Source organism: Oryzihumus sp., from assembly GCF_054325275.1.
In genome coordinates, this window is the sequence record NZ_JBTCWL010000013.1 from 18,554 (window position 1) to 36,150 (window position 17,597).

A 17,597-nucleotide genomic window follows, 5' to 3' on the forward strand; every position below is an offset into this window, starting at 1 on the left:
CGTTCTTCAGGGTACGACTGCCGCCCGACACCGGCGCACGGGCGCGGATTTGGCCGACTGCGAGACGGGGCGCGGTGCCCGTCCTTACCGTGGAGGGCGCGGGCACAGGGGGCCACGTCCGGGAACACCGGCGCGGCTGACCCCGCGGGATGGAGCTGCGCCGTGCCCGACGACCCGACGATGCCCGCGGACGCCAGCGCGCCCCAGGTGGACCTCGACCCGGCCGCCGTGTTCGACCTCGAGCTCGTGCTGATGCGCGTGCTGCAGGGCGCGCAGCCGCTGGGGATGCCCCTCACCGTGGCCGATCCCGCGGCTCCCGGCGTGGACCCGCCGGAGGTGCGCCTGCAGCTCCCGGAGGAGCTCGCCGTCCGGGTCGCCGCCGCCGGGAGCGTGGTGCTGCGCGACCACGAGTCCACCCCCCTGGCGCTGCTCGAGGACGTCCACGTGGACGCACCGGCGTCCGCAGGGTCCGGTCTGGAGCTGGCCGGGCGGGCCCGCGCGCTGCGACCGCGGGAGTCGGGCGAGAACCGCGCCGAGGCGCTGCGCCCCGGCGACCTCGAGTCCGCCGACGCCCTCGTCGTGGTGGGCCGGCCGCCGATGACCGGCGACGCCGAGGCGCTGGCCGCCGCCGTCGCCGCCGCCTCGGGCCGGGTGCTGGTGCTCGTCTCCGAAGGGCCCTCCCAGGACGGGCTCGTGCCCGGGTCGGTGATGCTGCGACTCGCCCGGCTGCTCGCCGCGGAGCTGGGTCCCCCCGAGCGGGTGCAGGTGCGCTCGGCGCCGCTGGCCTGGCGCGACCCCGACAGCGACCTGGTCCTGGGCCAGCTGCTCAGCAGCGCCGCCGGCGCCGTCCCGCTGGTGCACCTGGCAGCCCGGGACGAGGCCAAGGGTGCGCGGCAGTGGCAGGAGGCCCGCGAGGCCCTCCAGCTCGGCACCGACGCCCAGCTGTCCCTGCTCAGCCCCGGCGCGGAGCCGGTGCTGCGGCGGTGGCGTCCGCCGCGCCACGAGCGGGGCCTCGTCGTGATGTTCACCGGGCTGTCCGGGTCGGGCAAGTCCACCCTCGCCCGTGCCCTGCGTGAGCGGATCGCGAGCCTGAGCGACCGGTCTGTGACCCTGCTCGACGGCGACGTGGTGCGGCAGATGCTCTCCGCCGGGCTCGGCTTCGACAAGGCGTCCCGCGAGATGAACGTGCGCCGCATCGGCTACGTCGCCAGCGAGATCGCCCGCCACGGCGGCATCGCCGTGTGCGCCCCCATCGCCCCCTACGCCAGCACCCGGGCCGCGGTCCGTGCCATGGTGGAACCGGTGGGCGACATGGTGCTGGTGCACGTGTCCACCCCCCTGGAGGAGTGCGAGGCCCGCGACCTGAAGGGTCTCTACGCCAAGGCCCGGGCCGGGCTGGTGCCCGGGTTCACCGGCGTCTCCGACCCCTACGAGGAACCCCTCGACGCCGAGGTCACCGTGGACACCTCGCAGATGGAACCGGAGGAAGCCGTCGCCCACGTCCTGGGCTACCTGCGCGTCGGGGGCTGGCTGGCGGAGGTGGACGCGTGAGCATCGACCCGTTGATGGTGCTGGCATCACTGGGCATCGGCGTCGTCGTCGGGCTGACCGGCATGGGCGGTGGCGCGCTGATGACCCCGGTCATGGTGCTGCTGTTCAACGTGCCTCCCCTCACCGCCGTGTCCAGCGACCTGGTCGCCAGCGCGGTGATGAAGCCGGTCGGCTCGTTCGTGCACCTGCGCCGCGGCACGGTGAACCTGGGCCTCGTGAAGTGGCTGTGCCTCGGGTCGGTCCCGGCCGCGTTCTGCGGCGTGCTCGTCACACGCGCCCTGGGCAGCGGCAAGGAGGTCCAGGACGCGGTGCAGACGGCGCTCGGCGTCGCGCTGCTCGTCGCCGCGGCCGGCCTGATCATCCGGGCCTACCTGCGCCTGTCCGAGCGGGCGCGGCGCCGCGACGGCTCCGCCGAGGCGCTGCCGCAGGACCGGCCCGAGGTGCGCATGCGCCCCCTGCCCACGGTCCTCGTCGGCGCGGTCGGCGGCCTGGTCGTCGGCATGACCTCGGTCGGCTCGGGCTCGCTCATCATCATCGCGCTCATGGCGCTGTATCCGCGGCTCAAGGCCAGCCAGCTCGTGGGCACCGACCTGCTCCAGGCCGTCCCGCTCGTGGCCGCCGCTGCGCTCGGGCACATCCTCTTCGGCGACTTCAAGCTCGGGCTCACCGCCTCGCTGCTGCTCGGGGCCGTCCCGGGCGTGTGGGTCGGCGCCCAGCTGTCCTCGCGCGCGCCCGGCGGCGTGGTCCGGCGCGCGCTGGCGTTCGTGCTGCTGGCCTCCGCGCTGAAGCTGCTGGGCGTCTCCACCGAGGTCACCGGTATCGCGCTGGTCGCCGTCGCCCTCGTCGCACCGGTGCTGTGGATGCTCATCCGGCGCCGTCTGGGCTTCCCCGCCCTGGCCGGGCGTCGCGCGCGGGCACGCCTGCGCCGGGCGCAGGCGGACGGACCCCTGGCGGAGGGGCCCCTGCCGCAGACGGAGTCCTGACCCCGGCAAAGGGGTGACGCCGCTCTACGCCTTGCTGGCGATCAGCCACCGATCCCTCACAACCACACTCGAATTGGCCGTCTTGAGCACCAATTCCCCTCTCTCCACGACGAATGGGGCCATCTGGTCGCCAGGCCGGGCTCAGGGGCGAAGACGCCCGTCCAGGACGAGGGAGTCGGTGTGGGTCACGAGGACGACGTGCTGGCGCGGGAGCTGGCGGACGAGGCAGGCGAGCTCCTGCTGAAGCTGCGCAGCTCCGGCCTGACCGACATGACCGAGCTGCGCCGCCAGGGCGATGCGCGCTCCCACGAGCTGCTCATGCGACGGCTGCACGAGGAGCGGCCGGGCGACGCGGTGCTCAGCGAGGAGGGCCTGGACGACCGGGCCCGCCTGGGCGCGGAGCGGGTGTGGATCATCGACCCGCTCGACGGCACCAGGGAGTTCGGCGAGCCACCCCGCGACGACTGGGCGGTGCACGTCGCCCTGTGGGAGCGCGGCGACCTGGTCGCCGGCGCCGTGGGCCGCCCGGCCCGCCACTCCACCCTGGCGACGGACGCACCACCGGCCCGGCCGGCCGGCATACCGGTGCGGTTGCGGTTGGCGGTGAGCCGCTCGCGGCCACCGGCCTTCGTGCAGGAGCTCGCCCGGCGGCTGGACGCGGAGCTGGTCCCGATGGGGTCGGCGGGGGTCAAGGCGACCGCGGTGCTGGACGGCACCGTCGACGCCTACGTGCACGCCGGCGGCCAGTACGAGTGGGACTCGGCGGCCCCGGTGGCGGTGGCCCGCGCGGCCGGGCTGCACACCAGCCGGATCGACGGCACGCCATTGACCTACAACCACAGCGACCCGCTGCTGCCCGACCTGCTCATCTGCCGTCCCGAGGTGAGCGAGCGCGTGCTCGCGGCCATCGCCGAGCTGACCCCTGCCGCCGTCACGCACGAGGAGAAGGCCTCATGAACGCCCCTGCCCCGGTCGCCAACGACTACCAGCTCAGCCAGCTGGACGCGCTGGAGGCCGAGTCGATCTTCATCTTCCGCGAGGTGGTCGCCGAGCTCGAGAAGCCGGTGCTGCTCTTCTCCGGCGGCAAGGACTCGATCGTCATGCTGCGCCTGGCGGAGAAGGCGTTCTGGCCGGCCCGGATCCCCTTCCCGGTCATGCACGTCGACACCGGGCACAACTTCCCCGAGGTGCTGGAGTTCCGGGACCGGCGGGTGCGTGAGCTCAAGGTGCAGCTCATCGTCGCCAGCGTGCAGGAGGCGATCGACAACGGGTCGGTCGTCGAGCCGCCGGACGGCACGCGCAACCGGATCCAGACGCCGGTGCTGCTCGACGCCCTCGCCAAGCACCGGTTCACCGCGGTCTTCGGCGGCGCCCGGCGGGACGAGGACAAGGCCCGAGCCAAGGAGCGCATCTTCAGCTTCCGGGACGAGTTCGGCCAGTGGGACCCCAAGAACCAGCGCCCCGAGCTGTGGAACGCCTACAACGGCCAGATTCACGTCGGGGAGAGCATCCGGGTCTTCCCCCTGTCGAACTGGACCGAGCTCGACATCTGGTCCTACATCGCGCGCGAGGAGATCGCCCTGCCGTCGCTGTACTTCGCGCACGACCGCGAGGTCGTGGAGCGCGACGGGATGCTGTTCGGCGTCAACGAGTTCTTCCGCCCGCGGGACGGCGAGGCCACCTCGGTGCAGCGGGTGCGCTACCGCACCGTAGGCGACGCGAGCCTCACCGCGGCGGTCCCCTCCGACGCCGACACGGTGGAAAAGGTGATCGAGGAGGTCGCCACCACCCGGATCACCGAGCGCGGCGCCACGCGCGGCGACGACAAGTTCAGCGAGGCAGCCATGGAAGACCGCAAGCGGGAAGGGTACTTCTGATCGTGGACATTCTGAGGTTCGCCACCGCCGGCTCCGTCGACGACGGCAAGAGCACGCTGATCGGCCGGCTGCTCTACGACACCAAGACGGTCTTCCAGGACCAGATGGACTCGGTCGAGCGCACCAGCCGTGACCGCGGCGAGGAGCACGTCAACCTCGCGCTGCTCACCGACGGCCTGCGCGCGGAGCGGGAGCAGGGCATCACGATCGACGTGGCCTACCGCTACTTCTCCACCCCCCGGCGCAAGTTCATCATCGCCGACACCCCCGGGCACGTGCAGTACACCCGGAACATGGGCACCGGTGCCTCGACCGCCGACCTGGCGCTGGTGCTCGTCGACGCGCGCAAGGGCATCGTCGAGCAGAGCCGCCGGCACGCGTTCCTGGCGACGCTGCTGCAGGTCCCGCACATCGTGCTCTGCGTCAACAAGATGGACCTCGTCGACTACTCCGAGGAGGTCTTCGACGAGATCCACGCCGAGTTCGTCTCGTTCGCCGCCAAGCTGCGCGTCCCGGACCTGACCGTGCTGCCGGTGTCGGCGCTTCACGGAGACAACGTGGTCACCCGCTCGGCGAAGATGCCCTGGTTCGACGGGCCCAGCCTGCTGCACCACCTCGAGACGGTGCACGTGGCCAGCGACCGCAACCTCATCGACGTCCGCTTCCCGGTGCAGTACGTCATCCGGCCCCAGTCCGAAGACTGGCACGACTACCGCGGGTATGCCGGGCAGATCGCCGGTGGCGTGCTGCGCCGCGGCGACGAGGTCATGGCGCTGCCGTCGGGGTTCACCTCGCGGATCAAGGCGATCGAGACCGCCGACGGCGAGCTCGAGGAGGCGTTCGCGCCGATGTCGGTGACGGTGCGCCTGGAGGACCAGATCGACATCTCCCGCGGCGACATGCTGTGCCGGCCGACTAACAGGCCGGTGGTCGCCCAGGACGTCGACGCGATGATCTGCTGGATGGACGAGAGCGCCCCGCTGCAGGTCGGGCGCAAGTACGCCATCAAGCACACGACCCGCTCGGCGCGCACCATCATCCGCGACCTCAGCTACCGCCTGGACGTCAACACGTTGCACCGCGACGAGGATGCCCAGGAGCTGCGGCTCAACGAGATCGGCCGGGTCAAGCTGCGCACCACCGCACCGCTGATGTGCGACGAGTACTCCCGCAACCGCACCACCGGCGGCTTCGTGCTCATCGACGAGGGCACCCACCGCACGGTCGCGGCGGGCATGATCGGCGAGGCGTCCTGACGGGCGGGCGCGGAGCCCGGGGCGTCCCACTCGCGCCCCACCGAACACACCAGGTCCGTCGGATCGCCCTGGGGGAACGGGCGGTCCGGCGGACCTGGTGCCTCCGGCGGTGTCACGTCGCGCAACAGGAAGCCTTCGCCGCCACGACGCCCGATCGGGACGTCGCAACGCCCGGACGGGACCACTGCGCCACCGGGCGGCCGTCGAGGCGCCACGGGTGTCCCTCGACCCGCGGCCAGCCGACGGGTGAGTCCTCCCAGTGCTCCTGCCGGCCGTACACGGTCAGGTCCAGGGCGTAGTAGCTGGTCATCAACGCCTCCACGCCCCTGTCGGTCGTCCAGTACGTCTCGTAGACCTGGTCCCCGTCGCGCAGGTAGCACGCGATGAACCCGAAGTCGCGACCGTCCAGCAGGGCGGGGTCGGAGTCCCTCGCCGAGTACCAGGGGAACGGGTACCCCATGAACTGCGCGAACGCGGAGCTCTCGTCGTAGGCGCCCTGGCCGAACACGGCATACGTCACGTCCCGGGCATGCAGGTAGTCCAGCGTCTGCATGTGGCAGGTCGAGAAGGTGCACCCCTCGCACTGGTCCTCGAACGGCTCACCGTCGTGCCACATGTGGAAGTAGGCGATGAGCATCCGGCGGCCCTCGAACGCCTCCACCAGCGGCACGGTCCCGCCCGGGCCCTCGACGGTCACCTCGGGCACCGGGGTCATCGGCAGCCGCCGGCGCGCGGCGGCGATCGCGTCCCCTTCGCGGGTGTGGGCCTTCTCCCGGGCCAGCAGCGCCTCGCGCTCGCGCAGCCACGTCTCCCTGTCGACGACCGGGGGCAGGGCAGGGCGGTGTGCCGGGGTTGGCGTCATGACGTGTCTCCTTCGCGTGCCGTTGGTCTGCCACCGGTACTGACGAGCCAGCCACTGATCGTCATCGGTCACCGATGACGATCGCGGCGTGTGGACGTCAGTACTGTCATGACGACGACTGCGGACAGAGGGGGCCAGGTGACCGACGCGCGTGACGTGTGGCTGCAGAGCGCCTTCGCAGAGCACCGACGCGAGCTGCACGTCCACTGTTACCGCCTGGCCGGCAACGTGGCGGACGCCGACGACCTGGTGCAGGAGACGTTCCTGCGCGCCTGGCGGGCCCGCAGCCGCTTCGAGGGGCGGGCGTCGGCGCGGACCTGGCTCTACCGGATCGCCACGAACGTGTTCCTCGACAGCCGCAAGGCGGCCGCCCGGCGCACCGTGCCGTCCGGTGACCCGCTGGAGTGGTCCACCGAGCTCGGGCCCTATCCCGACGCCCTGCTGGCCGACGACCCGCAGACGGGCCTGGCCGCCCGGGAGACCGTGGAGCTGGCCCTGCTCGCCGCGCTGATGTACCTGCCTCCTCGGCAGAGGTCGGCCTTCGTGCTGCGCGACGTCTACGGGTGGACGCCCCAGGAGGTCGCCGGCACGCTGGGCACCCGCGTCGCGGCCGTCAACAGCCTCCTGCAGCGGGCCCGCGGCACCCTGCGCGGCCGCGTCCCGGCGGATCGCCAGGACTGGCGCCGACCGCAGCTCACCATCGAGGACGAGGACGTCCTGCGCCGCTACGCCGAGGCCAGGACCCCGGAGGACTTCCGCGCTCTGCTCGCCGACGACGTCCGGATCACCATGCCGCCCGAGCCCCCGGTGGTCGGGATCGACGCGGCCGCCGAGCTCCTCGGTCGTCCCCTGGACTGGCGCACGTTCCCCACGTCCGCCAACGGGCGGCCGGCACTGGTCAACTACCTGCGCCATCCCGGGGGCACGCACTACGAGGCGCTGGTCGTCGACGTCCTGCGGGTCGCGGACGGCAGGATCGTGGAGAGCAACGCATTCGTCGGTGCGCGCCACGTCCTCGCGTTCGGCCTGCCCGCGACCCTTGAGCCCTAAGGGCGCCCGCCGGGCAGCAGGGGGTAGCGGAAGGCTCGCAGCGCGGGCGCCGTCAGCGTCGTGACCAGCACGCGCTGGCGCCGTGGCATCGCCTGCAGCCACTCGTGGTCGGGGCGCAGCTCCACCGAGCCGACCCGGTGCCGCGAGGGGTTGCCGGCGACCGAGTGCGTCGGCTCCAGCCGCACGCTCGTCGGGCTCTCGAACGGCAGCGTCGCCGGGTCGAGCCCGACCATCCGCACCACCCGATCCATCGACTCGCGCGGCGCCCGCACGAAGTCCTCGTAGCGAAGCCGCACGTAGTGCTCCCGGTCGCGGTGCCACAGCAGGACGGTCAGGGAGTTCCACACGAGCCAGAGCAGGGAGCTCTTCCACAGCGGCTGCTGCGGCATCAAGCCGTCTCCCTCGGCATAGTCGCGAGCCTGCTTGCGCCGCCGCCAGGAGAACGCCGTGGCGCGCGAGTCGCGCACGACCTGCAGGACGTGCAGCTCGATGCCGGGAAGCCCGGACAGCAGCAGCGCGTAGGGCGGCAGCTTGGAGGAGTCGACGATGACGCGGGCGCCGCTGACGTGGGCCAGCGCGGCATACAGGCGGGCGACGGCCACGTCGTCGGGGTGCGCGGGGACGGCCCGGCGTCCGAGCGCGCGGCGGGCCAGCATCGCCGGCACCCGCGCCATCCGCAGCCGGGAGAGCAGCCGGCTCCCCACGCCCGCGGCGTCCAGCGGGGACACGTCGGCGCGCACCTCGTCCATCACCTGGCGCCACAGCGCGCAGTCGGCGAACGGCGTGCCGCAGCCGCAGAGCCGGTTCTCGGCCACCCCGCGCTGCCACAGGTAGCGCAGCTCGCCGGCGGCGAACGCGCCGTCGACCTGGCCGAGGATGCTGTTGATGACGGTGCTGCCGCTGCGTCCGCTGCCGGCGAAGTACAGCACCCGCACGGGTCCACCCGCCGCCGGTATGCCGCGTGCCTCGCTGCTCATCGCCGCGCCCCTGTCCCGGTCCACACCCGTCCCTGAACGCGCATCCGCGCCTCCTCGTAGACCCCCGCCACCCGGTCCAGGTGCACCTGCGGGCTGAAGTCGACCACCATCCGCTCGCGCGCGGCCACCCCCATCCGGTGCGCCGCGGCCGGGTCGGCCACCACCGCGTCCAGCGCAGTCGCGAGGGCGCCGGGGTCCCCGGCCGGCACCACCGCTCCGTCGATGCCGTCACGGACCAGCTCGGGCAGGCCGCCCAGGTCGGTGCACACGACAGGCACCGCGAGGGCGAAGGCCTCGAGCACCGTCATCGGCTGGTTCTCGTGCCACACCGAAGGGACCACGGAGGCGACCGACCTGCGCACGACCTGCTGCAGGTCCGCCTTGTCCAGCCGCCCGACGAACTCCACCCGGCCCGGCGCGACCCGCGCCGCCTGCTCCTCCAGCGCCGCCCGCGCCGGGCCGTCCCCGGCCACGGTCAGGGTGGTGGGCGTGCGCATCCGCGCCATGGCCTCGATGAGGGTGTCCACGCCCTTCTCCGGGGCGAGCCGGCCGGCGAAGACCAGCCCCCGCCCGGGCTGCTCCGCAGGCCCGGGCCCGCCGGGGTCGACGAAGTGGTTGACCACACGCATCCGCTCGGGGAAGACCCCCGCCCGGGCCATTACCCCGGCCAGGAACTGGCTCGGGCTGATGAACAGGTCGACGGCCGACCACGCCCCGGTGGTGCGGTGCACCCACGACTCCAGCGACAGCAGCGCGCTGGCACCGCGCGAGTCGTCCTTGCAGCGCCGTCGCGCGGCCTGCCACACGCCGCCCGTGACGCAGGCGTCGCACAGCCGGCCGTGGTCGAGCAGCTGGTAGCTCGGGCAGGCGAGCTTGTAGTCGTGCAGCGTCATCACGCAGGGCACCCCGGCCGCCCGCAGCGGCTGCAGCACCGACGGGGAGAGCTGGTGGTAGACGTTGTGGCAGTGGACGACGTCCGGCCGAAACTGGCGGACCACCTCACGCATCCCCCGGCTCGCCGAGGTCGACCAGACCATGCGCCCGGCCGCGCGCAGACGCGCCACCCCTGGCGGTGGCGGCTCGAGCTCGACGTGCGCCGGGAAGCTGGCACCGAAGCGCTGCGGCTGGTCGTTGTCGGGGTGGTCCATGCCGAAGTACGCCACCTCGTGGCCCTGCTCGCGCTGCAGCTGGGCGACGTCGAGCATGTAGCCCTCCGCGCCGCCGCGACGGTAGAGGAACTTGTTGACGTGGAGGATCCGCACAGCATCCGCCTCCCGGGCCCGCGCCCGTGGTCCGTGACTGCCTCCACCAGTGCAGCACAGGTCGGGCGGCGCGATCCGGCGAACGCGAAAACATCTGTCTGACAACGCTTTTCGGTCCAAAGCGACAGACCGCCTGCACCCCGGACAATCCACGCCCTACGTCATTTGCAGGTTGCCTGTGCATTCCCCGAAACCGGCCGTGTGGGCCCCTTTCGAGGTGTTTCACTGGAGGTCGGTCAACGGCCCGGTGGACCCCACCAGGACGGGAGATGCAGGTGGACAACACACCACTGACGCAGCGGCCGGGGCGGCCCTCGTGAAGCGCTCACCGGTCGCGACGCTGCGCCGCACCGCGCGACGTGCCGCCACGTGGCGCCCCAAGACCACGGGCCGCGAGAGCCTGTCCGTGGCCGAGCTCGTGAGCCCGCTGCGCTACGACGTGCTGGTGCGAGCGGGGCTGTTCGCGCTGGTCGAGCAGCAGCGCGCCGCCGGCCGCGGCAGCGACGCCGAGATCGTCGCCGCCGCGCGCGAGGGTGCGTATGCCGTGTGGTTCGAGAAGGTCGCCATGGCCCGGTTCCGCCCATGGGTGCTGCAGGACCGCGACCTGTTCGAGGCGCAGTTCGCCGAGCGGGTGACGCGCTCGGTGGCGCTGTGGGACTCCTTCCGCTCCGGCGGCTTCGACACCCGCCACCCGGTCACCCTGCGCGGGGCGCGCTCCGGGCTGCCCACCGACAGCGGTGCCGTGGTGGACCGTCGCGTCCACGTCGGCGACGGCGGCCACCGCCTGGCATTGCTCCTCGCGTCCGGCCAGGACCTGGCGCCGGGGTTCTACCGCGTCGACCAGCGCCCGATGGGCCGGCTCATCGACAACACCGCCACCCTGATCGGACCGCTGGGACTCAGCGAGGCCGAGCACGTCGCCTTCCTCGCCCAGGGCTACGGCGCCGCCGGGGTCGACGAGGTCACCGACGCCGAGACCCTCGTCGACTACGTCCGCGCCCACTCCCCCGACCGCCTCGCCGAGCTGGCCTCCGTGCTGGCCGCCCAGCGCCGGGCCGCGGAGCGTGCGGCGTGAGCGCCACCCGGGGCGAGACGCGCCGCGAGCCCGGCCGCGCGGCATACACCGCGAAGCGGATCGCCAGGCACGTGCACTGGGCGCGCACCGAGGGCATCGGCCGGCTCATCGAGGAGGACCGCCTCGACCCGCGCGAGCGGATCGGCACGGCCGTCGCGAAGTGGCGCTGGCGCGGCGCGCACGGGGTGGCCCCCGGGATGGCACTGCCGGTCTACGTCGTCGGCCTGCAGCGCTCCGGCACCAACATGCTGCTGCGCGGCCTGGACGCGGCGCCCGAGGTCGAGGTGCACAACGAGAACGACCGGCGGCTCTTCCACCGCTTCCGCATGCGCCCCGACGACGTGCTCCTCGACGTGGTCGCGCGCAGCCGCCACCGGGTGGTGCTGGTCAAGCCGCTGTGCGACTCCCAGCGGGTCGACCAGCTGCTCGACCTGCCCACCGGCACCCCGGGTCGGGCGGTCTGGGTCGTCCGCGACGTCGACGACCGGGCCCGCTCGGAGGTGTCCAAGTTCGGCGACTCCAACCTTGCGGCGCTGCGCCGCATCGCCGCCGGGGAGGCCGACGGCGACTGGCAGGCGGCCCGGCTGCCGGCGGAGGCGGTGGAGCTGGTGCGATCCCTCGGCGTGGACGCCCTGACGCCCGACTCGGGGGCGGCGCTCTTCTGGTGCCTGCGCAACGGGCTGTTCTTCGACCTCGGCCTCGACGCCCGCGACGACGTGCTCCTGCTGTCCTATGACGACCTGGTCCGTGACCCCGAGGCCACGATGCGGCAGCTGTGCGGCTTCATCGACTTCCCCTGGCGTCCGGACCTGTCCGCCCACGTCGAGCGCCGCGTCTCGCACGGCAGCCGGCGCCTGTCCATCGACCCGCGCGTCAGGGAGCTGTGCGACGCCATGACCGCCCGGCTGGAGCAGGTGCTGGAGCGCCAGCGTGCCGGGGCCGACCCGGCGGGGAAGGAGCAAGGATGAGTGAGCTGATGGCCCGCCCGGTCTTCGTCGTCGGCTGCCAGCGCTCGGGCACCACGATGCTGCGGCTGATGCTGGACAGCCACCCGCACATCGCCTGCGGTCCCGAGACCCGGTTCCTCGCCGACCTGGAGCGGGTCGTCGGCGCGGACTGGAAGCGCCTGTCGCAGTACGGCTTCAGCCAGGAGGAGTGGTTGGCGCGCATCGCGGCGTTCTTCGGCGGGATCCAGAGCGACTACGCGGCCGCGCACGGCAAGGTCCGCTGGGCCGACAAGAGCCCGCGCTACGCCCTGTCGATGGACTTCATCACCCGTGTCTTCCCCGACGCCCAGGTGGTGCACGTCATCCGGGACGGGCGCGACGTCGCCGTCTCGCACCGCAAGCGCTTCGGCTACTGGTCCAGCGTGAAGTCGTCGGTGAAGTGGCCGCGCTACATCGCCGCGGCCCGGGCAGCCGGGTCGAGGATGCCCGAGGGGCAGTACCTCGAGCTGCGCTACGAGGACCTCGTCGGTGACGGCGAGGCCACCCTGCGCCGGCTCTTCGACTTCCTCGGCGAGCCGTGGGACCCGGCCGTGCTGGAGTTCGACAGGCAGCGGCACGACGTGCCGCAGCGCTACCACCAGCAGCTCAACGCGCGGCGCGGGGTGGCCGGCACCACCGACGCGGTCTACGCCTCCCGGGTCGGCACCTACCGTCGCGAGCTCGACCCGTTCATGCGCGCGCTGCTGTGGCTGACCGCCCGGCCCACCCTGAAGGAGCTCGGGTACCTCTGATGCCTCACCGTCGGCTCCGACGCGCCCTGGCCCTCCTGGCCGCGGCGCAGTTCACCTTGGTCCTCGCAGCCTGCACCGGGAACGCGCCCCCCTCGGCCCAGCACACCGGGGGCAGCCCGTCCAGCGCGCCCTCCGGCGGGCCGACCGGTGGCACGGGGACCGACGGGACCACCTCCGCCCCGGGGGTCAGCCCACTGGGTGCCAAGTGGGACAAGTCGCGGGTCAGCGCCTTCGGCCCCTACCTGGAGTCGCTGCGCGGCACGACCACGTTCACCGAGCTCGTCTGGTGCGACGTCGAGAGCCAGCAGGGGCAGCGGAACTGGCGCCAGATCGACGACCTCGCCAAGGTCGCCCAACAGCACGGCATCAGCCTGGACATCAAGATCCGGGTCGGCGCCTGCTGGGCCACCGGCGGCCAGGCACAGCACGTGCGCGGCGTCAGGAACAAGACGGAGTCGGCCATGCCGACCGACCTTGGCCAGTACCGCTCGTTCGTCCGCGACGTGGTCGACCGGTACAAGACCATGGGCGTGCACACCTATGCCGTGGAGAACGAGGTCAACTCGGCCAGCTTCTGGTCGGGGACCCCGGAGCAGCTGACCGCTCTGACCGAGGCTGCCGCGAGCGAGATCCGGTCCGCCGACCCGACGGCAAAGGTCGCCGACGCGGGCATGAGCAGCACCAGCTACGGCTACGGCATCGCCGACCAGCTGCTCAGCCAGGGCAAGGACGATGCCGCCGTGCAGGCCTGGAACACCTACTACGCCAACAGGATCGGCACACGCGGGGAGCAGATCCCCCAGGTGGGCTCCGCAGACCAGCTCCGCACCGTCCTCGCCTCTGACCAGGGCCGGCGCAACCTCGCGTACCTCGCCGTGGCCACCAGCCTCGCGCAGCGCGGCGTCACCGACATCCGCCAGGTTCACTTCTACGAGCCGTGGAGCGCCGCGCCCCTGCTCACCGGCTACCTGGCCTCGCACACCCCGTCCGGCCACCCGATCGAGGCGTGGGAGGTCGGCAGCTTCTGGAAGAACGCCAACGGCAGCGAGCAGGAGCGCACCGATGACATGACCCGCACGGTCTCGCTCCTGCTCGCCGGGGACATCAGGAGGGTCATCTGGCTCCCCCTGGCCACCTCGGCCGACAACAGCGGCAGCGCCACCGGCCAGGAGGCGCGCTACGGCCTGCTCGACCCTGACGGGACCATCCGCTCCGCCGGCGTGACGATGCGCGACCTCGTCGCCGCCTCCCGCGGGGCCCGGATCTCGCCGGTCGTGCGCGGCGCCCTGCGCGGGGTCGCGTTCACGTCCGGCAGCCAGAGCACGCTCGTCCTGTGGAGCACCGGTGGTGACCAGCAGGTCAGCGTCGGGCACGGCGCAACCGCCGGCCCGTCGGGTGCAGCTGCGGCCCCCGTCAGCAGCGGCACGGTCACCGTGCACGGCTCGCCGGTCATCGTGACCACCCGACAGCCGCTGGCGTCGGTCCTCGCCTCGGCCTGACCGGCCCCGGGCGGCTACGAGCCGACGGCCGGAGAGCTCGCCGGGGCCTGCGGCCAGTCACCGCGCACGCCGAGGTCGTCGACGTCGTAGCCGTACGCCGCGATGTCGGCCGCGTGGCGTCGCGTGATGAGCCGCCGCTGGTACGCCCCCGGGGTCAGGCCGGAGCGCATCGCCTCCCACTGCTGCGCGTAACGCTCGCTGTGGCTGGGCCGGATCGTCCCGGTGGGGAAGGGCGTGGACAGGCCGAGGTGGGCCTGGATCCGGGCCAGCTCCTCCTCCGGGCGCTCGACGAGGTCTTCGTAGCGGACCAGGTGCAGGCGCTGCAGGTGGGGCGTGTCCTCCAGCAGCAGCCTGTGGGCCTGCACCCAGTGGGCCACCAGCCCGTCCAGCGTGCTGTAGCGGCGGATGTTGCGCGAGACCAGCCGGCGCCACTTCTTGTTGCACAGGGCGACCACGACCGGGTGGCGCACCACCATGATCAGCGCCGAGCCCGGGTACAGGGCCTGCAGGAACCGGCCCATGATGAGGTTCGGCGGGGACTTCTCCAGGAGGAGCCTGCGGTCGAGGTCCCAGTACGGCTGCCAGGCGGCGAGGATCCGCGCCGCGTTCCCCGGCGTCACCAGCGGCGAGGACTCGGTCAGGTGCGCCTCGGGGGCGTGCGCGAAGTGCCCGGACCCGGCATACACCTTGGCGCGCGGGTAGACCGGCTGCAGGTGCTGCCCCTCGTCGTGCGGCGCGCCGGTGCCCGACAAGCCGCTGATGTCCGGGTGCTGGGCGAGTGCATCGGCCAGCGGCGTCGTGCCGCTGCGGTGCAGCCCACCGATGAAGACCAGGCGTTCACCCTCGATCATCCCTCCACTGAAGCACAGGGGAACGGCCGGCCGACGGCGTTTCGGCGATCCCGTCCAGGGCTGTGCGACCCCTGTGCCAATGGTCATGCCAATGACGTATCGACCCCTCATTCGCTCAACGGGTTCACCGTCTGCGGGCCGACCGTACCGTCGAGGGAAGGTCGCATCAGTGGACGGACGTGGACATGGTTGGGACGACCAAAGACATTGACGCAGAAGGCATGTCGAACGATGCCGCGCCAAGTTGCCGGCATCTCCTCACGCCCCCGGCCTCGCTCGAACCGCCACGAGGGGTGGCCCGGTGAGCCTACGACACAAAGGGGGGCACCTGCTGGCACCCCTGCGCCCCCTGCTTTCCGGCGGGGGCCGCATGACGCCGGACTTCCTGGTCGTCGGCACCAAGCGCGGAGGCACCAGCTCTCTCTACGACTGGATCAGTCGGCACCCCAATGTCGCTCCGTGCCTGACCCGCAAGGGGACGCACTACTTCGACGTGAACCACGGTCGCGGATTCGCGTGGTACACCTCGAGATTCGAGAAGCCACGGCCGGAGTGGAAGATCACCGGCGAGGCCAGCCCCTACTACATGTTCCACCCCCTCGCACCGGAGCGGATCGCAGAGGAGCTCCCTGGCGCAAAGCTCATCGTGTCGCTGCGCGACCCGGTCGCCCGGGCGTGGTCGCACTACCAGCGCGAGCTCGTCATCGGCTGCGAGGACCTGCCGGTGGACGAGGCGTTCGCGCGTGAGGCGGAGCGGCTCAAGGGTGAGGCGGAGCGCATGAGGCGCGAGCCGGGTTACGAGAGCTACGAGCTCCGTCACCACAGCTACCTGCATCGGGGGCACTACGCCGAGCAGCTCGAGCACCTCTACTCCCTCTTCAGCCCCGAGCAGGTGCTCGTGCTGCAGAGCGAGGCGCTGCTGTCCCAGGCGCATGCGCAGCTGTCCGTGGTCTGGGACTTCCTGGGGCTCCCCCAGGTGCGCCTTCAGGGACTCAACCGGCTCAAGGTCGGCCGCTATGACGCGATGCCGGCGAGCACGGAGAAATGGCTCGAAGAGTACTTCGCCCCGCACGACGACAAGCTCTACTCGATGCCCGGCATCGACTTCCGGTGGGAGGAGAGGGCATGACCGCGCTGGCCCCGGGGCGAAACGGCGCCGCCGCCGTGCCCCCGACCCGCACCGGGCGCGTGCTGACGTTCGTCGCCGCCGTGGTGATGGCCGGCGCCGCGGCGTTCAGCGGCATGTCGACGGCCGGGACCGACCGGCGCCTGGTCATCGTGCCGCTGGCCGCTGTCCTGGCCGGGGTGCTCGCGACGCTCGCGTTCACCCGGTTCTCGGCGTTCGTCCTGCTGATCCTGGGCGCCCGCGCGAGCATCGACCTGTTCAAGCTCAGCGGCCCGTCGTCGGGCAACACGCTCACCAACACCGCAGTCGCCCGCGGGCTGGACCCCTCGAGCATCCTCGCGGTCCTGTTCCTGCTCGCCGCGGCGCTGTGGCTCATCGCGCAGTATGCGCGGACGGGTCACCTGCGCGGCTCCCGGCTGCGCCTGGCCCTGGTGTGCTTCAGCGTGGCCGGGTTCGTCGGGCTGCCCGGCTCGTCCCAGCCGCAGGCCAGCGCCCTGGAGGCCCTGCGGATCCTGTCCGTGGTGATGATGTACGTCGTCCTCGAGCAGCTCATCACCACCCCGGAGATGCTGCGCAAGGTCCTCACAGCGGCCTACGCCTCGCTGGTGTTCCCGCTGCTGTACCAGCTCTACAGCATCGCCTCGGGGCACTCCGCCTCCGAGGTGCTCGGCAGCTACACCCGCCTCACCGGGCCGTTCGCCCAGGCCAACACCTTCGCACGCTACCTCGCGTTCATGATCGTGTTCGGCGTCGGGATCCTGCCCTACGTGAGCCGGCGGGCCAAGATGGCGCTGGCGCCCATGCTCGCGCTGTCCGGGGTGTTCCTCATCCTGACCCTCACCCGTGGCGCGCTGATCGGCGCCGTCGTCGGCATCGTCATCATCGGGATCGTCCAGCGCAGCAAGGTGGTGCTCGGCGGCGTGGCCGTGGGCGTCCTGGCCGCCGCCGTGCTCTTCCCCAGCGTCGGCAGCCGGTTCTCCGAGATCGGGACCAGCTCCACCGCGGGCGGCGCACCGACCGGCAACACGCTGGCCTGGCGCCTCAACTACTGGACCGAGGTCCTCCCCCTGGCCAACGCCAACCCGGTCACCGGCATCGGGCTGAACGTCACCCAGTACGAGACCGACGCGGCCAAGCAGCCCCACAACGACTTCATCCGGGCCTACGTCGAGACCGGCGTGCTCGGGCTGGTCACCTACATCGCGATGCTCCTCGCCATGGTGGGCAACGCCCGCCGTGCGGTGAGCCGGTCCCGCCCCGGGACCCTCGAACGTGGCGTCGCCGCAGGCGCCCTCGGCTGTGCCTGGTGCTACATCCTCACCAGCCTCGCGGCGAACGTCATGTCCAACGTGGTCAGCCTCTGGTACCTGATCACCTTCACCGCCGCCGCGGCATACGTGGCGCGGCGGCACAACCCGCATCCCACCCACAACCCGGCGCTTCCATCCCCAGCGCGCTCGGGTGCCGTCCAGCGCTGAAGAGCAAGGAGA

16 protein-coding genes are annotated in these 17,597 nt (G+C 72.3%); 12 read left to right on the forward strand and 4 right to left on the reverse strand.

The genetic code is table 11. The features are described 5' to 3' along the window. The first annotated feature begins 162 nt into the window (after positions 1-162). The 5 genes from cysC (at position 163) to cysN (ending at position 5,667) form a co-directional block, all read left to right on the forward strand. Positions 163-1,551 carry an adenylyl-sulfate kinase gene (gene cysC, locus ACXVGS_RS05075; protein WP_458527976.1) on the forward strand — a complete coding sequence of 463 codons (1,389 nt, stop codon included), beginning with the start codon at positions 163-165 and terminating at the stop codon, positions 1,549-1,551. Beyond that, positions 1,548-2,534 carry a sulfite exporter TauE/SafE family protein gene (locus tag ACXVGS_RS05080; protein ID WP_458527975.1) on the forward strand — a complete coding sequence of 329 codons (987 nt, stop codon included), beginning with the start codon at positions 1,548-1,550 and terminating at the stop codon, positions 2,532-2,534. The genes cysC and ACXVGS_RS05080 overlap by 4 nt, the downstream gene beginning before the upstream one ends. A gap of 180 nt (positions 2,535-2,714) precedes the next feature. Further along, entirely contained in the window at positions 2,715-3,491 is a 777-nt protein-coding gene (locus tag ACXVGS_RS05085) for a 3'(2'),5'-bisphosphate nucleotidase CysQ (protein WP_458531553.1), read from the forward strand. After that, a complete protein-coding gene (gene cysD, locus ACXVGS_RS05090; RefSeq protein WP_458527973.1) occupies positions 3,488-4,411 on the forward strand; it encodes a sulfate adenylyltransferase subunit CysD in 924 nt (307 codons plus the stop codon). Before ACXVGS_RS05085 ends, cysD begins: the two co-directional genes overlap by 4 nt. Positions 4,412-4,413: 2 nt before the next feature. Beyond that, positions 4,414-5,667, forward strand: a complete 1,254-nt coding sequence (gene cysN, locus ACXVGS_RS05095; protein WP_458536701.1) for a sulfate adenylyltransferase subunit CysN — start codon at positions 4,414-4,416, stop codon at positions 5,665-5,667. A 112-nt stretch (positions 5,668-5,779) separates the two neighbouring features. Here cysN and ACXVGS_RS05100 read toward each other — a convergent pair whose 3' ends face one another. Continuing rightward, positions 5,780-6,529 (reverse strand): DUF899 family protein, encoded by a 750-nt coding sequence (locus tag ACXVGS_RS05100; protein ID WP_458527971.1) that lies wholly within the window; start codon positions 6,527-6,529, stop codon positions 5,780-5,782. Between the two features lie 138 nt (positions 6,530-6,667). Here ACXVGS_RS05100 and ACXVGS_RS05105 point away from each other — a divergent pair, with 138 nt between their 5' ends. Then, positions 6,668-7,579 (forward strand): RNA polymerase subunit sigma-70, encoded by a 912-nt coding sequence (locus ACXVGS_RS05105; protein ID WP_458536702.1) that lies wholly within the window; start codon positions 6,668-6,670, stop codon positions 7,577-7,579. Here ACXVGS_RS05105 and ACXVGS_RS05110 read toward each other — a convergent pair. Together ACXVGS_RS05110 and ACXVGS_RS05115 are read right to left on the reverse strand one after the other, a co-directional pair. Then, a complete protein-coding gene (locus ACXVGS_RS05110; RefSeq protein ID WP_458536703.1) occupies positions 7,576-8,556 on the reverse strand; it encodes a hypothetical protein in 981 nt (326 codons plus the stop codon). The genes ACXVGS_RS05105 and ACXVGS_RS05110 overlap by 4 nt on opposite strands. Next, entirely contained in the window at positions 8,553-9,818 is a 1,266-nt protein-coding gene (locus ACXVGS_RS05115) for a glycosyltransferase family 4 protein (RefSeq protein ID WP_458527968.1), read from the reverse strand. Before ACXVGS_RS05115 ends, ACXVGS_RS05110 begins: the two co-directional genes overlap by 4 nt. A gap of 316 nt (positions 9,819-10,134) precedes the next feature. On the opposite strand from ACXVGS_RS05115, the gene ACXVGS_RS05120 reads away from it, so the two are divergent. The 4 genes from ACXVGS_RS05120 to ACXVGS_RS05135 are packed head-to-tail and all read left to right on the forward strand — an operon-like array spanning position 10,135 to position 14,130. Beyond that, the gene (locus ACXVGS_RS05120; protein ID WP_458531555.1) at positions 10,135-10,893 is read left to right on the forward strand and encodes a hypothetical protein; all 759 of its coding nucleotides are present in this window, start codon (positions 10,135-10,137) and stop codon (positions 10,891-10,893) included. Continuing rightward, on the forward strand, positions 10,890-11,861 hold the full coding sequence (locus ACXVGS_RS05125) for a hypothetical protein (protein WP_458527966.1): 972 nt from the start codon (positions 10,890-10,892) through the stop codon (positions 11,859-11,861). The genes ACXVGS_RS05120 and ACXVGS_RS05125 overlap by 4 nt, the downstream gene beginning before the upstream one ends. Further along, on the forward strand, positions 11,858-12,631 hold the full coding sequence (locus ACXVGS_RS05130; RefSeq protein WP_458531556.1) for a sulfotransferase family protein: 774 nt from the start codon (positions 11,858-11,860) through the stop codon (positions 12,629-12,631). Before ACXVGS_RS05125 ends, ACXVGS_RS05130 begins: the two co-directional genes overlap by 4 nt. Continuing rightward, positions 12,631-14,130 carry a hypothetical protein gene (locus tag ACXVGS_RS05135; protein ID WP_458531557.1) on the forward strand — a complete coding sequence of 500 codons (1,500 nt, stop codon included), beginning with the start codon at positions 12,631-12,633 and terminating at the stop codon, positions 14,128-14,130. Before ACXVGS_RS05130 ends, ACXVGS_RS05135 begins: the two co-directional genes overlap by 1 nt. Before the next feature lie 14 nt (positions 14,131-14,144). On the opposite strand, the gene ACXVGS_RS05140 is transcribed toward ACXVGS_RS05135, so the two are convergent. Further along, complete coding sequence (locus ACXVGS_RS05140) at positions 14,145-14,981, reverse strand: sulfotransferase family protein (RefSeq protein ID WP_458535881.1); 837 nt, start codon at positions 14,979-14,981, stop codon at positions 14,145-14,147. A 370-nt stretch (positions 14,982-15,351) separates the two neighbouring features. Here ACXVGS_RS05140 and ACXVGS_RS05145 point away from each other — a divergent pair, with 370 nt between their 5' ends. After that, positions 15,352-16,110 (forward strand): sulfotransferase domain-containing protein, encoded by a 759-nt coding sequence (locus ACXVGS_RS05145; RefSeq protein WP_458527962.1) that lies wholly within the window; start codon positions 15,352-15,354, stop codon positions 16,108-16,110. Beyond that, the gene (locus ACXVGS_RS05150; RefSeq protein WP_458534226.1) at positions 16,107-17,585 is read left to right on the forward strand and encodes an O-antigen ligase family protein; all 1,479 of its coding nucleotides are present in this window, start codon (positions 16,107-16,109) and stop codon (positions 17,583-17,585) included. Before ACXVGS_RS05145 ends, ACXVGS_RS05150 begins: the two co-directional genes overlap by 4 nt. The last annotated feature ends 12 nt before the right edge of the window (positions 17,586-17,597 follow it).